A 12,964-nucleotide genomic window follows, 5' to 3' on the forward strand; every position below is an offset into this window, starting at 1 on the left:
GGAATACTTGCCCGCCGAATCCAGGAACACCATGATCAGTTGCCGACCTGCCAGCTTGGCTTGCATCACCAGGCAACGACCTGCCTCGGTGATGTAACCGGTCTTCTGCAGGCTGATGTCCCAGTCCGGGTTGCGCACCAATCCATTGGTGGTGTGGAACTGAAGCTGACGGCGCCCAACGGCGACTTGATATTCAGGCGACGTCGACAGTTCGCGAATCAACGGGTAGTTGTGTGCTGCATTGACCAAGGTGGCCAAATCACGGGCATTCGACTGATTGCTGCTCGACAAGCCGGTGGGCTCGACGTACTTGGTGCTCGTCATGCCCAACTCGACCGTCTTGCGGTTCATCGCGGCAACGAAGGCGCTCAAACCGCCCGGGTAATGCCGGCCCAGTGCATGCGCCGCACGATTCTCGGAAGACATCAGCGCCAGATGAAGCATCTCGCCGCGGGTGAGTTGCGTGCCTACCGTCAGGCGCGAGCGGCTGCCTTTTTCGGTGTCGACATCGTCCTGGCTGATCGTCAGCACTTCATCGAGTGGCAACTTGGCTTCGGTGACGACCAACGCCGTCATGAGCTTGGTCAGCGACGCGATCGGCAGCACCGCCTGGGAATTCTTGCTGAACAGGACCTCGTTGGTCTGCTGGTCCATGACGAATGCCACGCTGGACTTCAGGTCGAGCGGGTCGGCCGTGCCATGCAAGCCGTAAACCTGGCCGAACGAAGGACGGGCCGGCACGAAGGCCACCGTGCGGGCACGCAAGCTGGTGCGCTTGAGGCCGCGAACGACAACGACCTTGGATTTGGCGCTGGGTGCCTTCGATGCAACGGCTACTCGCTTCTTGGCTGGCTTGGCAGCAGCGCCAGCCGACAAGGGCAGACAGACAGCAATCACCAGCGTGAACAGGCCACGTAGGACATAAGACGCTGACTTTTGTGAAAACCGTACCACAGCAACCCCTTGACGCTCGGCAACGCGAGTGTAGGCCAAAGAAAAAAACCCCACAAGATCAAAAACTTGCGCGGTTTTCCTCAAGTTGACCAGAGGAGTTGTCAGCTATGTGACAAAAATCACCCCTGGGCAGCGACCCGCTCGTTCTTGCTGTGCAGCTTGTTCAACGCTGCAAGGTAGGCCTTCGCCGACGCGACCACGATGTCCGGGTCGGCTCCAACACCATTGACGACGCGTCCACCAAGCTGCAAACGCACCGTCACCTCGCCCTGAGATTCTGTGCTTCCGGACGTGATGGCATTCACCGAATAGAGGAGCATTTCGGCGCCAGTACTCAGCTTGGATTCGATGGCCTTCAAGCTCGCGTCGACCGGGCCGTTGCCGTCGCTCTCGGCGTGGTGCTCGGCCGCACCCGCTGCGAACGCCACCTTGGCATGCGGACGCTCGCCCGTTTCGGAGCGCTGAGACAGTGCCAGCAGGCGGTAGTGCTCGTTGTCCATCGTCACCGAGTCGTCCATCACCAGGGCGAGGATGTCTTCGTCGAAGATGTCACTCTTGCGGTCGGCTAGTTCCTTGAACTTGGCGAATGCAGCGTTGATCTCGGCTTCGGATTCCAACTCGATGCCGAGCTCATGCAGCCGCTGCTTGAACGCGTTGCGGCCGGAGAGCTTGCCGAGAACGATTTTGTTGGCAGCCCAGCCCACGTCTTCAGCACGCATGATTTCGTAGGTGTCGCGCGCCTTGAGAACGCCGTCCTGGTGAATGCCCGATGCATGCGCAAACGCATTGGCACCGACCACGGCCTTGTTCGGTTGCACCACGAAGCCGGTGGTCTGCGACACCAGGCGCGAGACCGGCACGATCTGCGATGCATCGATGCCCAGTTCCAGCCCGAAGTAATCTTTGCGGGTGCGCACGGCCATCACAATCTCTTCGAGGGCGCAGTTACCCGCGCGCTCGCCCAGGCCGTTGATCGTGCACTCCACTTGGCGCGCGCCACCGATCTTCACACCAGCGAGCGAGTTGGCAACCGCCATACCCAGGTCGTTGTGGCAGTGAACTGACCACACCGCCTTGTCAGCGTTCGGAATGCGATTGCGCAGATCGAGAATGAAGTTGCCGTACAGCTCCGGAATGGCATAGCCCACCGTGTCCGGAATGTTGATGGTGGTGGCACCTTCGGCGATCACCGCCTCCAGCACGCGGCACAGGAAGTCAGGGTCGGACCGATAGCCATCCTCTGGCGAGAACTCGACGTCGCTCGACAAGTTGCGTGCAAAGCGCGTCGACAAACGCGCCTGCTCGTAGACCTGGTCAGGCGTCATGCGCAGCTTCTTTTCCATGTGCAAGGCACTGGTCGCGAGGAAGAGGTGGATGCGCGTCGAGTTGCCGCCCTGGAGTGCTTCTGCGGCACGGGAAATGTCGCGGTCGTTGGCCCGCGCGAGCGAGCAGACTGTGCTGTCTTTGATGGCCTGCGCGATCGCTTTCACCGCCTCGAAGTCGCCGTTCGACGAAGCGGCAAAGCCCGCCTCGATCACGTCGACCTTGAGCCGCTCCAGCTGACGCGCGATGCGCAGCTTTTCGTCCTTGGTCATGGACGCGCCGGGAGACTGTTCGCCATCGCGCAAGGTGGTGTCAAAGATGATGAGTTTGTCGGTCATGGCTGTCTCCTGTGATCTTCAGTATGTTAGGCGAGCACGGCGGGCGCGTAGCTCAGTTGCCCTTGTCGCACGGCCCGGTGCAGGCCTGAGCTAATTGCCTTCAGCGAGGCTGAGACGATGTTGGAATCGATGCCGACCCCGAACAGCGTAATGTTGTCGCCCAGGCGCAGTTCGAGGTAGGCCACCGCTTTGGCATCGGCACCGCTGCCGATTGCATGCTCGTGGTAGTCCAGCACGCGAAGCCGTGTCGACAAGTGCCTGTTCACGCCTTCGACAAAGGCTTCGATCGGACCGGCACCCTGCCCTTCGACGCCCAGCTCGCGGCCCGCCACATCGAGCACCGTAGAGAGATTCACCTGGCCACCGCGTGCTTCCGAGATGGTCGCCTGGATCGACTGCGCCGCCCATGCACCAGCGACGCTGTATTCGCGCTGGAAGATGTTCCACAACTCAGCTGCCGACAGCTCTTTGCCCGTGTCGTCCATGACCGCCTGGACGACCTGACTGAATTCGATCTGCAGCCGACGCGGCAACTCCAGGCCGTACTCGTTCTCGAGCAGGTAAGCAATGCCACCCTTGCCTGACTGGCTGTTGACGCGGATCACCGCGTCGTAACTGCGCCCGAGGTCCTTGGGGTCGATCGGCAAATACGGCATCTTCCAGACATCGCCCTCTTTGCGAGAAGCGAATGCCTTCTTGATGGCATCCTGATGCGAGCCCGAAAACGAGGTGTAGACCAGGTCACCCACATACGGATGGCGTGGATGCACCGGCAGTTGGTTGCAGTGCTCGACGCAACGCCGCACTTCGTCGATGTCGGAGAAGTCGAGCTCAGGTGAGACACCCTGTGTGTAGAGATTGAGCGCAATGTTGACGAGGTCGACGTTGCCTGTGCGCTCACCGTTGCCGAACAAGCAGCCTTCGATGCGATCGGCCCCTGCCATCAATGCGAGCTCTCCAGCTGCCGTGCCTGTGCCTCGGTCGTTGTGCGGGTGAACCGAGATCACGATCGAATCGCGACGCGCCACGTGCCGGTGCATCCACTCCACCATGTCTGCAAACACGTTGGGCGTGGAGCTCTCGACCGTCGTCGGCAAATTGATGATGCATTTGTGATCCGGCGTCGGCTGCCAGACCTCGGTCACCGCATCGACTACACGCTTGGCAAAGTCGAGCTCGGTTTCGGAGAACAGCTCGGGCGAGTACTCGAAACGCCATGTGGTTTCGGGTTGCGTATCGGCCAGCTGCTTCATCAAGCGAGCATGTTCGGTGGCGAGCGCTACAACACCGTCCTCATCGAGCCCAAGCACCACTTCTCGCATCATCGGAGACGTCGCGTTGTAGAGGTGAACGATGACCTTCTTCGCACCTTTCAGCGACTCGAAGGTGCGGCGAATCAAGGGCTCGCGCGCCTGCGTCAGGACCTGGATCGTCACGTCGTCGGGGATGAGATCCTGTTCGATCAGCATGCGGATGAAATCGAACTCCGTCTGAGATGCCGACGGGAATCCGACTTCGATTTCCTTGAAGCCAATGCGCAGCAGCATGTGGAACATGCGCAGCTTGCGCTCCGCGTCCATCGGCTCGATCAGTGCCTGGTTGCCGTCGCGCAGATCGGTGCTGAGCCAGATTGGAGCGCGTTTCAGCACGGCATCGGGCCAGGTGCGGTCGCGCAAGGCGATGGGCGCGAAAGGTCGGTACTTCAAGTGCGGTTGCTTCAACATCATGGCGAATCCCCAGTGAGTGGAATTACAACCAGCACGCTCGAAAAAGCAAAACGGCCCGATGCTGGTTGCATATGGGCCGTTGAGAACGAAAACGATGGACGTGAACGATCAGCGAGCCCGTGGCACCTCTAGTAGGGCTAGCGAGAAAGTGGTCGAAAACGTCATGGCCGCGAATATAGCACGCAGCTTTTCAGCGGTGCAGGCCTTCTTCGTCGGGCTCATCCATCGAGGTGGCGATCACGCTCACAGGCCGGCCTTTCATGCGCTTCCACGCGTACACGCCGTAGCCCGACAGGCCGTAGATCACGAACAACCCGAACAGCACAAGCGGTGGATGCAGCGTGATGAAGGCGATCCCCAACGCAATGGCAACGATCGCGATGAACGGCACCGAGCGCTTGAAGCTCACGTCCTTGAAACTATAGAACGGAACGTTGGTCACCATCGTAAGGCCGGCGAACAAGGTGAAGCCGAAAGTGGTCCAGGCGAGCCATGGGCCTTCCTGCCCGCCCTTGAATCCCAGGTTGTCCATCAGCCAGATGAAGCCGACGACCAATGCTGCAGCCGCGGGGCTGGGAAGGCCCTGGAAGAAGCGTTTGTCTACAACAGCTAAGTTGGTGTTGAAGCGAGCCAAGCGAAGGGCTGCACACGAGCAATACACGAACGCAGCCAGCCAACCCAGCTTGCCGAGCCCCGTGAGCGCCCAGATGTAGACGATGAGCGCCGGCGCGGCGCCGAACGAGACCATGTCAGACAGGCTGTCCATCTGCTCGCCGAAGGTGCTCTGCGTGTTGGTCATGCGCGCCACGCGACCGTCCAGACTGTCGAGCACCATTGCACAGAAGATGCCGATGGCCGATTGCTCGAAATGGCCGCCCATGGCCATCACGATGCCGTAGAAGCCACCGAACAACGCTGCCAGCGTGAAGAGGTTAGGCAGGATGTAGATGCCCTTGCGGCGCGGACGCGGCGGCGCGTCGTCCGTTTCTGCCAGCGCTTGATCGCCGTCGTGCATCTCGTTCATGACCCTGTGGGAATGGAATGGGACTGGAGGATACCCCAGCAGACAACAAAAAAGCCGCAAGGTCTCCCTTGCGGCTTTGCGTGCCAAAGGGGTCGGTGGTCAGTTCTTCGACTGATCGACCAAGCGGTTCTTCTTGATCCACGGCATCATCGCGCGCAGTTGTTCGCCGACCTGCTCGATCGGGTGCTCCGCCGTCAGGCGGCGGCGCGACAGCAAGGTCGGCGCACCCGCACGGTTCTCAAGAATGAAGCTCTTCGCGTACTCGCCGGTCTGGATGTCCTTCAGTGCCTGACGCATCGCCTGCTTCGTCTCGTCCGTCACGATCTTCGGGCCGGTGACGTACTCGCCGTACTCGGCGTTATTCGAGATCGAATAGTTCATGTTGGCGATGCCGCCTTCATAGATCAGGTCGACGATGAGCTTCAACTCGTGCAGGCATTCGAAGTACGCCATCTCAGGCGCGTAACCAGCCTCAGTGAGCGTCTCGAAGCCGGCCTTGATCAGTTCAACCGCACCACCGCACAAAACGGCTTGCTCGCCGAACAGATCGGTCTCGGTCTCTTCGCGGAAGTTGGTTTCGATGACGCCAGCCTTGCCGCCGCCATTGGCCGCTGCGTAGCTCAACGCCAGGTCACGCGCCTTACCGCTCTTGTCGGCATGCACAGCAATCAGGTGTGGCACGCCGCCGCCTTGGGTGTAGGTCGAGCGCACCGTGTGGCCGGGTGCCTTCGGAGCCACCATCCAGACATCGAGGTCAGCGCGCGGAACCACTTGCCCGTAATGCACGTTGAAGCCGTGCGCAAACGCCAGCGATGCACCTTGCTTGATGTGCGGCTCGACGTCGTTCTTGTAGACCGAAGCGATCTGCTCGTCAGGCAGCAGCAGCATGACGATGTCGGCCGACTTCACGGCGTCGGCGATCTCGGCAACCTTCAGTCCGGCCTTCTCCACCTTGGACCACGAGGCGCCGCCCTTGCGCAAACCGACGGTGACTTTGACGCCGCTGTCGTTCAGGTTTTGCGCGTGCGCATGGCCTTGCGAGCCGTAACCGATGATCGTGACGTTCTTGCCCTTCACCAGGCTCAGGTCGGCGTCTTTGTCGTAGTAAACCTTCATAGCTATCTCCTTCAGGTATCAGTTCAATGCGGGGTTTCGGTAATGATGATTCAGTGATGAATCAGGCGCGCAGGATGCGCTCGCCGCGACCGATCCCGCTGGTGCCGGTGCGCACGGTTTCCAGAATGGCGGTGCGGTCGATGGCCTCGATGAAGGCATCGAGCTTGGACGCATCGCCCGTCAACTCCATGGTGTAGCTCTTTTCCGTCACGTCGATGATGCGGCCGCGAAAAATATCGGCCATGCGCTTCATCTCCTCGCGCTCCTTGCCGACGGCCCGCACCTTGATGAGCATGAGCTCCCGCTCAGTGAAGCTGCCCTCCGTCAGGTCGACGACCTTCACGACCTCGATCAAACGGTTCAAGTGTTTGGTGATCTGCTCGATCACGTCATCGGAGCCCGTGGTCACGATGGTCATGCGCGACAGGGACGGATCCTCCGTCGGCGCGACTGTCAGACTTTCGATGTTGTAGCCGCGAGCCGAGAACAAGGCGACGACACGCGACAGCGCGCCGGGCTCGTTCTCCAGCAACAGGGCAATGATGTGTTTCATGTTTTTGAAGCGCGCTCTTCACGCCATTGGCGGTAACCAATGGCCCTTGGCCACGCTGTCCACAGTGATTGAATGAGAAATCGCCGAAGCCGATCCGCGCTTTCCCCTGGCTTTCAAGTGCGCGCGGTAACGCGCACCTTTGGCCAGAGTTCAGCGGTTCACAGGTCTTCGGACCCCAGCAGCATTTCGCTGATGCCCTTGCCGGCCTGCACCATGGGCCAGACGTTCTCCGTCGGATCGGTGCGAATGTCGAGGAAGACGGTCCGGTCCTTGAGCTTGATGGCTTCGCGCAAGGCAGGTTCGACGTCCGACGGCTTTTCGACCAGCAGGCCAACGTGGCCATAGGCCTCGGCCAGCTTGACGAAGTCGGGCAGCGCATCCATGTAGCTGTRCGAGTAGCGGCCGCCGTAATCAAGCTCCTGCCACTGCCGCACCATGCCCAGGTAGCGGTTGTTCAGCGACACGATCTTCACGGGTGTCTTGTACTGCAGACAGGTCGACAGTTCCTGGATGCACATCTGGATCGAGCCTTCGCCCGTCACGCAGAACACGTCTGAATCGGGCTTCGCCAGCTTGATGCCCATGGCGTAGGGCAAGCCCACCCCCATGGTGCCCAGGCCACCGGAATTGATCCAGCGGCGCGGCTCCTCGAAGCGATAAAACTGCGCAGCCCACATCTGGTGTTGGCCGACGTCGGACGTGATGTAGGTGTCGCGATTGCGGGTCAGCTCGCACAGCGTTTCAACCACGTACTGCGGCTTGATGACCTCAGTGCTGTTCTTGTACTTCAGGCACTCGCGTTTGCGCCATTCATTGATTTGGCCCCACCACTCCGACAGCGCGCGCACATCGGGCTTGGCTTGGGCTTCCTTGATCTGCGAGATGAGTTCCTGCAGCACGTCCTTCACGTCACCAACGATCGGGATATCGACCTTCACGCGCTTTGAAATCGACGAAGGGTCGATGTCGATGTGCACGATCTTGCGTTCGACCGATGCAAAGTGCTTCGGGTTGCCAATGACACGGTCGTCGAACCGGGCCCCCACTGCCAGCAAAACGTCGCAGTTCTGCATCGTCATGTTGGCTTCGTAGGTGCCGTGCATGCCCAGCATACCCAGGAACTTCGGGTCGCTGGCCGGCATGGAGCCCAGGCCCATCAGAGTGTTGGTGCAGGGGTAGCCCAGCAGGTTGACCAGCTCACGCAGTTCCGCCGCCGCGTTGCCCAGCACCACACCGCCGCCGGTGTAGATATAGGGGCGCTTTGCCGCCAGCAGCAGCTGGACCGCCTTTCGAATCTGCCCGCCATGCCCCTTGCGCGCCGGGTTGTACGAGCGCATCTCGACAGTGGCCGGGTAGTGGAACGGCGTGGTTCGCTGCGACACGTCCTTTGGGATGTCCACCACCACCGGGCCGGGGCGGCCGGTACGGGCGATGTGGAACGCCTTCTTCAGCGTCACGGCCAGATCGCGCACGTCCTTCACGAGGAAGTTGTGCTTCACGATGGGGCGGGTGATGCCCACGGTGTCACATTCCTGGAACGCGTCCAGCCCAATCGCTGGCGTGGGAACCTGACCAGTGATGATCACCATCGGGATCGAGTCCATGTACGCCGTGGCGATGCCGGTCACAGCATTCGTGACACCAGGGCCTGAAGTGACCAGGGCGACACCAACGTCGCCGGTCGCACGGGCGTAGCCGTCTGCAGCGTGAACAGCCGCCTGCTCATGGCGTACGAGCACGTGCTCGATGCTGTCTTGCTTGTAAAGCGCGTCGTAGATGTAGAGGACCGCACCGCCCGGGTAGCCCCAGAGGAATTTGACGCCTTCGGCTTGAAGGCAGCGGACCAATATTTCAGAGCCATTCGGCTCCGCGTGAGAGGTTTGCGGTTGCGCCGAGGCGGCGCGTTTGATTTCCGCGGCAGACATGTCCATGTTGAACCTTTGTGAATTTCTCTAACGAAAATCCATCGGTGCACCTCTCCGCGCCCTCGTGAGGCGGGTGTGGTACCTGCTCGGTCAAGAATCAAGAGCCCAGGTCGGGCTGCCAAATTGAGACCAGATGTTGTGCAAACGCGGATTATAGGACCGGTTTTGTCTCGGGCCTGTGCCGCTTGAATGCGATGCGATAATCGCGCCCGTTTCGGCTGGCCTTCCCCCGCCTGAGGCGCATTTCACTTGGCATCTGACAAAGAACTTTCAGACTTTCTGAAAAGCATCGAGAAACGCGCATTCAAGCGTGTGGCGTATGCCGTGCGGGATGACGATGCCGCGCTCGATATCGTCCAGGATTCGATGATCCGGCTCGCCGAGAAGTACATCGATCGGCCAGCCGCAGAGTTCCCGCTCGTCTTCCAGCGGATCCTCTCGAACGCGACCATGGACTGGTTTCGCCGTCAGAAAGTCCGAAATGCAGTTGTTCGAAACTTTTCCGAGTACGAATCCTCAAGTGACGACGGAGACTTCGACCTGCTTGAAACCTTGGCTTCGCAAGACGAGTCTTCTGCTACGGAGAGCGCGTCGGAGTCGGTTTCTCGGGCTCAGATCCTGCTAGCCATCGATGGCGAAGTGGCAAAGTTGCCAGCGCGTCAACGGGAAGCCTTTCTGCTGCGTTACTGGGAGGAACTCGATGTCGCCGAGACCGCGTCCGTGATGGGCTGTTCGGAGGGCAGCGTCAAGACACACTGCTCCCGAGCAGTCCACGCCTTGGCAAACGCCCTGAAGGCAAAGGGAATTGAGCTATGAACCACACCAATCTTCGAACCTACGCCCCCGCCGAACTGGATGCCCTGGAAGCCAGGCTCGCATTGCGCATGACCGCACGCCTGACCGAGCATGCCGCCGACCTCCCTCAAGACGTGAGCGAGCGCCTCCGCTTCGCCCGGGAACAAGCGCTGGAGCGCGCGCGCGCCGCCCGCAAGGCCGAGGCGGCCGAACCCACCATCGTGGTGGGCGCCGGCTCAACGTTGTCGCTGGGGCGAGGCGAAGGCGGTGCCAGCTGGTGGGTTCAGGTGGCTTCGGTTCTGCCTCTGATCGCCCTCCTGGCTGGCTTGGTGTTCATCCAGCGCCTGCACAACGACAGCCAGATTTCTGCCGCGGCCGAGATCGATGCCTCGCTGCTGGCCGATGACCTGCCCCCTTCTGCCTACAGTGACCCAGGTTTCGTGGAGTTCCTGAAGGCTCCTCTCGACTGACGGATGCTGCCGTGTCTGCCATCCGCCTGATCCCGACCACTTGGCGTGAATCAGCGCAGCGCAAGTTTTCCTGGGCAAGTTTCATCGTCCTGGCGACCGCGCTCTCGCTCCCTTTCGCTGGCCATACCCAGCCCAAACCCGCCACGGGAGCCACGAAAGCTGTAGCTCAGGTCTCGGAAGGAACGCCCTGGGCCTCATTGACCCCAAGCCAAAAGAGCGCGCTCAGGCCGCTGGAACGCGAGTGGGGGAGCATCGACGCATCCCGCAAGGTCAAATGGCTTGAGATCGCCAACAAGTTTTCTGCCATGCCACCCGCTGAACAAATGCGAGTCCAGAACCGCATGGAAGACTGGGCGAAGATGACGCCCAAGGAACGTGGTCAGGCCCGCTTGAACTACAAGGAAGCGCAGCAGGTACCCGCCCAAGAGCGCAAGGACCGATGGGAAGCCTACAAGGCGCTGCCGCCCGACCAGCAGAAGCAGTTGGCGGCTCGCGCCGTACCGCCTGCCCGCAAGGCTGGTGCTGAACCGTCGCCCGAATCCACCGGCGCCAAGTCGAATGTGGTGCCGAACTCGTCCTACGCGCCACGCCCCAAGGCCGTTGCGCCGACCGTAGCGCAGGCCCAACCTGGCGCGACCACCAACCTCATCACCAAACGGCCCAGCCCCCCGGCGCACCAGCAGGCAGGCTTGCCCAAGATCGCGTCGACCTCCGGCTTCGTCGATCAGTCGACGCTTTTACCCAAGCGCGGCCCGCAAGGGGCAGCCACCCGGTCCGCCGCTGCATCCAGCCCAGTCGTCCATCGCCCATGAGCGACGCAGCGACCGGCCCGGCCTCACAGGCTGCGGTCCCCAGCCTGTCGCGGCGCATGGCCAGCTTCGTCTATGAAGGCCTGATCCTGTTCGGGATCTTGTTGATCCCCGGTGCCGTGGGCGCCGTCATCGTGGCCGTCACCGGCCAACAGCATTCGGTGCAGGGCGACCTCATCCTCCAAGTCACAAGCTTCTCGATTTACGCCGCCTACTTCACCTGGTTCTGGAGCAAGCGGGGCCAGACCTTGCCGATGCAGACATGGCACATCAAGGTGGTCACAGCCGATGGTCAGCCACTCAGCTGGGGGCGCGCATTCGTTCGCTACCTCGCGAGCTGGCTCTGGGTCGCGCCGGCGGCTCTCATCGCGGTGCTGAATCACTGGAGCTTCCGTGAGGATGCGCGCGCCATGGTGGCCGGCGCGGGGCTGAGTGTGCTCGGCTACGCACTGCTCGCACTGGTCCTGCCGCAAAAACAGTTTCTGCACGACCTCATCTGCGGAACGAAGCTCGTCACCACGGCGCGTCGAGCGCCTTGAACGTCGCATGGGCAAGGCACAATCGCCGCCCATGACCAATCCATTCAAAGGGCGTACCGGGCTGGACCGGGTGATTCGCGCCACAGGCTATTCATTCGAAGGGCTGAAGACGGCCTACCAAGGCGAAAGCGCTTTTCGCCAAGAGGTCTGGCTCGCCGTTGTTCTGCTTCCGTCGGCCTTCTGGGTTGGACGCAGCTGGGTCGAGGTGGGCTTGCTCGTCGGCGCCGTGCTGCTGGTGATGATCGTCGAGCTGCTGAACTCGGGCATCGAAGCCGCGATCGATCGCGTGTCTTTCGAACTGCACGATTTGTCCAAGCGCGCCAAGGACTTGGCCAGCGCTGCCGTTTTTCTATCCGTGGTGCTCTGCACCGGCCTCTGGGCGGCYGCGCTGTGGCATCGGTTCCTGTGAGCAAGCTCTCCTTGTGCGTCTACTGCGGCTCACGCGTCGGCAGCAAGCCGGCGTTTGAAGAAGCCGCGCACCGTGTCGGCACGCTGATTGGGGAGCGCGGCTGGCAGTTGGTCTACGGCGGCGGCAAGGCCGGCCTGATGGGGGTGGTGGCGAACGCCGCGCTGGCCGCCGGCGCGTCAGTCGTCGGCGTCATTCCCCACTCGCTGATGGATCGCGAGCTCGGCCACGTGGGGCTCAGCGAGTTGCACGTCGTCGAAACGATGCACCAGCGCAAACAGTTGATGGCCGAGCGGTCCGACGCCTTCCTCGCGTTGCCCGGCGGCATCGGCACCTTCGAAGAGCTGTTCGAAGTATGGACATGGCGCCAGCTGGGTTATCACGACAAGCCGGTGGGTCTACTGAACGTCGGCGGCTACTACGATCAGCTGCTCTCGTTCCTGGACGTGTCCGTTGCCGATGGCTTCGTTGCAGCACCCCAGCGAGAGCTGTTGCAGGTGGCCACCGACCCTGCCGAACTGCTGGAGCGGCTGGCGGCTCAGGCCCGCACCGCCACGGCGCCTGACGATTACAGAAAAATCTAGCCCGCAAAAAAGCCCGCACGCAGCGGGCTTTTCTTTCGACAGCCCGCGTGCTCAGACAGCGGCTTCGTCCGTCTCACCGGTGCGGATGCGAACCACTTGTTCAACTGCCGTGACGAAGATCTTGCCGTCACCGATTTTGCCGGTCTTGGCAGCCTTGACGATGGCTTCGATGCAGCGATCCACATCGACGTCTTTCACCACGACCTCGACCTTCACCTTGGGCAGAAAGTCGACGACGTACTCGGCACCGCGGTACAGCTCGGTGTGCCCTTTCTGACGACCAAACCCCTTGACCTCGGTCACGGTGAGGCCGGTGACGCCCACGTCGGCCAGTGCCTCGCGCACTTCCTCGAGCTTGAATGGCTTCACGACGGCAGTGATCTGTTTCATGACGGTCTCCA

Annotated in this window: 14 protein-coding genes; 6 read left to right on the forward strand and 8 right to left on the reverse strand. The window is 61.4% G+C overall.

Translation table 11 applies throughout. From position 1 onward, the window contains the following. From AC1DYS_RS31455 to AC1DYS_RS31485, 7 genes are all read right to left on the reverse strand, one after another. Positions 1 to 909: serine hydrolase (locus AC1DYS_RS31455; protein WP_477905971.1), on the reverse strand; the 909-nt coding region annotated here is incomplete at its 3' end. Between the two features lie 164 nt (positions 910 to 1,073). Beyond that, on the reverse strand, positions 1,074 to 2,615 hold the full coding sequence (locus tag AC1DYS_RS31460) for a 2-isopropylmalate synthase (RefSeq protein ID WP_047484650.1): 1,542 nt from the start codon (positions 2,613 to 2,615) through the stop codon (positions 1,074 to 1,076). 26 nt (positions 2,616 to 2,641) lie between these two features. Then, positions 2,642 to 4,339: a 2-isopropylmalate synthase gene (gene leuA, locus AC1DYS_RS31465; RefSeq protein ID WP_477905973.1), complete on the reverse strand. Its 1,698-nt coding sequence runs from the start codon at positions 4,337 to 4,339 to the stop codon at positions 2,642 to 2,644. A 193-nt stretch (positions 4,340 to 4,532) separates the two neighbouring features. Beyond that, the gene (gene pssA / locus AC1DYS_RS31470; protein ID WP_047484825.1) at positions 4,533 to 5,357 is read right to left on the reverse strand and encodes a CDP-diacylglycerol--serine O-phosphatidyltransferase; all 825 of its coding nucleotides are present in this window, start codon (positions 5,355 to 5,357) and stop codon (positions 4,533 to 4,535) included. Positions 5,358 to 5,465: 108 nt separating this feature from the next. Further along, entirely contained in the window at positions 5,466 to 6,482 is a 1,017-nt protein-coding gene (ilvC, locus tag AC1DYS_RS31475) for a ketol-acid reductoisomerase (RefSeq protein ID WP_047484648.1), read from the reverse strand. 61 nt (positions 6,483 to 6,543) lie between these two features. Continuing rightward, entirely contained in the window at positions 6,544 to 7,035 is a 492-nt protein-coding gene (ilvN, locus tag AC1DYS_RS31480; protein ID WP_047484646.1) for an acetolactate synthase small subunit, read from the reverse strand. 158 nt (positions 7,036 to 7,193) lie between these two features. Then, positions 7,194 to 8,966, reverse strand: a complete 1,773-nt coding sequence (locus AC1DYS_RS31485) for an acetolactate synthase 3 catalytic subunit (protein ID WP_477905925.1) — start codon at positions 8,964 to 8,966, stop codon at positions 7,194 to 7,196. A gap of 243 nt (positions 8,967 to 9,209) precedes the next feature. Here AC1DYS_RS31485 and AC1DYS_RS31490 point away from each other — a divergent pair, with 243 nt between their 5' ends. Genes AC1DYS_RS31490 through AC1DYS_RS31515 form a run of 6 tightly spaced genes read left to right on the forward strand, consistent with a single transcriptional unit; the run spans position 9,210 to position 12,563 of the window. Further along, positions 9,210 to 9,776, forward strand: a complete 567-nt coding sequence (locus AC1DYS_RS31490; RefSeq protein WP_047484642.1) for an RNA polymerase sigma factor — start codon at positions 9,210 to 9,212, stop codon at positions 9,774 to 9,776. Next, positions 9,773 to 10,225: a DUF3619 family protein gene (locus AC1DYS_RS31495; protein WP_477905927.1), complete on the forward strand. Its 453-nt coding sequence runs from the start codon at positions 9,773 to 9,775 to the stop codon at positions 10,223 to 10,225. The genes AC1DYS_RS31490 and AC1DYS_RS31495 overlap by 4 nt, the downstream gene beginning before the upstream one ends. Before the next feature lie 11 nt (positions 10,226 to 10,236). Then, on the forward strand, positions 10,237 to 11,037 hold the full coding sequence (locus AC1DYS_RS31500; RefSeq protein WP_477905929.1) for a DUF3106 domain-containing protein: 801 nt from the start codon (positions 10,237 to 10,239) through the stop codon (positions 11,035 to 11,037). After that, complete coding sequence (locus AC1DYS_RS31505) at positions 11,034 to 11,573, forward strand: RDD family protein (RefSeq protein ID WP_477905932.1); 540 nt, start codon at positions 11,034 to 11,036, stop codon at positions 11,571 to 11,573. The genes AC1DYS_RS31500 and AC1DYS_RS31505 overlap by 4 nt, the downstream gene beginning before the upstream one ends. Positions 11,574 to 11,604: 31 nt before the next feature. Beyond that, positions 11,605 to 11,982: a diacylglycerol kinase gene (locus tag AC1DYS_RS31510; RefSeq protein ID WP_477905934.1), complete on the forward strand. Its 378-nt coding sequence runs from the start codon at positions 11,605 to 11,607 to the stop codon at positions 11,980 to 11,982. Further along, entirely contained in the window at positions 11,979 to 12,563 is a 585-nt protein-coding gene (locus AC1DYS_RS31515; protein WP_477905936.1) for an LOG family protein, read from the forward strand. Before AC1DYS_RS31510 ends, AC1DYS_RS31515 begins: the two co-directional genes overlap by 4 nt. Before the next feature lie 51 nt (positions 12,564 to 12,614). Here AC1DYS_RS31515 and AC1DYS_RS31520 read toward each other — a convergent pair whose 3' ends face one another. Then, a complete protein-coding gene (locus tag AC1DYS_RS31520) occupies positions 12,615 to 12,953 on the reverse strand; it encodes a P-II family nitrogen regulator (protein WP_047484636.1) in 339 nt (112 codons plus the stop codon). Positions 12,954 to 12,964: the final 11 nt, after the last annotated feature.

The organism is Rhizobacter sp. P2_G4, assembly GCF_056403575.1.